The sequence below is a fragment of the Leucobacter sp. M11 genome (assembly GCF_035726885.1).
Lineage (GTDB): Bacteria > Actinomycetota > Actinomycetes > Actinomycetales > Microbacteriaceae > JAPFRB01.
Map to the genome: position 1 here is coordinate 527,866 of NZ_JAPFRB010000003.1, position 1,891 is coordinate 529,756.

Below are 1,891 nucleotides of genomic sequence, written 5' to 3' on the forward strand. Positions count from 1 at the left end.
CTTGGCGGTCGGAACCGCGCCCTGACCGGGGATGCGCATCCGGTTCCCTGGCGGACTCGGGCCGGCGCGGCGGCCCGAGTCCGCCGGGGGGAGCCGGTGCCCGAGGGCGACGTGGGGCGCCCGGATACCGGGTGCGCGGGGGCGGCAAAGTTCACCCCGGACGCTCAGCTTCGGGCCGGGCCGTGGCCCGGCGCACAGGCCGACGGCCGGCCTCCCGAGGGGAGACCGGCCGTCGGTGCGGACCGCGATCGCTGCTTACTCGACCGAGGACCCGCGCCGGATCGCCCGAGCGACGCCGAGCCCGCCGAAGAGCAGGAGCACGAGGCCCCCGACGACGAAGCCAGCCAGCTCGGGACCACCGGTTTTCGCGAGCGGGGTGGCCGTGGTTGCCGGAGTCCCGCCCGGAGTTTTCTGACCGCCGTCGGTCTTCCCCGGCGTCTTGCCGTCACCGGGGCCCGTGCCCGGGCCGGTTCCGGGGTCCGCGACGGAGTAGGCCACGGAGCCCAGCGGGGTACCGTCCTGGGCGTAGACCACCGCGTGGTGGTCGCCGAGCAGGGCGGGCAGCGGCGCGGTGAGCGTGCCGTCGGATCCGGTCAGGAACCAGCCGACGAACGTTGCCTCCGAGTGCACCGAGACACCGACCCAGCGGTTGGCCTGCGTGGCTCCGGCTTCGGCGGTCAGGGTGCGACCGTCGGCGCTCACCGACATCGGGATACGTCCCTCGGCCCCGGCCAGCTCGTCGTCGCCGAGCAGCTTCGGAGCCCCGCTCGGCTTGGGGCCGGCGAGGTCGATCGCCGCGGAGGCCGCGGAGGCCGCGGAGTCCCCGGCCGCGTTGCGGGCCAGCACGGTGGCCGTGTACCCGCCCTGGGCGAGCGGCTCGAAGACGACCTCGCGGGCGTCGCCCGCGACCGTCTGGGACACGGGGTCACCGGTGCTCGGGGTGAGCGTGACGACGTACTCGGTGATCGCGGCCCCGCCCGTGCTCACCGGCGGCAGCCAGGAGACGGTCGCGGCGTCGGTGCGGTTCGTGCCCGCAACCGTCGCGGAGATTCCGGGGGCCGCGGGGGCTCCCGGGGCAACCGCGGGCACGGTGACGGAGTCGCTCGCGCCGCTCGCTGAGGCGCCAACGGCGTTGAGCGCGCGGACCTCGACGGTGTAGGCGGCTCCGGGGGTCAGCCCGCTGAACGCGGCCGTGGTGGTGTCTGCGCCAAGATTCTGCTCAGCAACGACCGTGCCGTCGAGGCGGAGCTCGGCCCGGTACCCGGTGATGGGGGAGCCGCCATCGCCGGGCGCGGTCCACGTCGCGGTCAGGGCGGGCCCGTCCGTCAGCGTGGCGCTGACCTCGGGTGCGCCGGGCACCGCGTGGGTGGTTGCCGTGGCCGCGGGGGAGGGCGCGGAGGTTCCGGCGGCGTTGGCCGCCACGACCGTGATCTCGTAGCGGGTGCCGGGGGCGAGCCCGGTGAGCGTGGCCGAGGTGGCCTCGGCCGGGGCGGCGGCCTCAACCGGGGCCTGGCCCTCGGCGGTCGCCCGGACGGTGTAGCCGGTGACGGCGGAGCCGCCGTCGGAGGCCGCCGGGGCCCAAGCGACGGCGATCTCGGTCCCGGAGACCGCGGTCGCGGTCGGCGCGGCGAGCGCATCCGGGGCCTCGGCCAGGGTGCGCACCGTGGCGGGCGCGGACGCCACGCTGGAGCCCACCGCGTTCGTCGCGGTGACGGTGACGGCGTAGTCGGTCGCGCGGTTCAGCCCGGTCAGGGCGGCCGAGCGCTGATCACCGGCGACGGTGACCTCGGCGACCTGGGTGCCGCCCTGGCTGACGCGGACGGTGTACCCGGTGATCGCGGAGCCGCCGTCGGCGGGGGCCGTCCACGCGGCGTTCACCGATGAGGTGCCC

General features: G+C 76.6%; 1 protein-coding gene. It reads right to left on the reverse strand.

Annotated elements, in window-relative coordinates:
* Positions 1-255: 255 nt before the first annotated feature.
* On the reverse strand, positions 256-1,891 hold a 1,636-nt coding region (locus OOT08_RS10880), incomplete at its 5' end, for a fibronectin type III domain-containing protein (protein ID WP_325092663.1).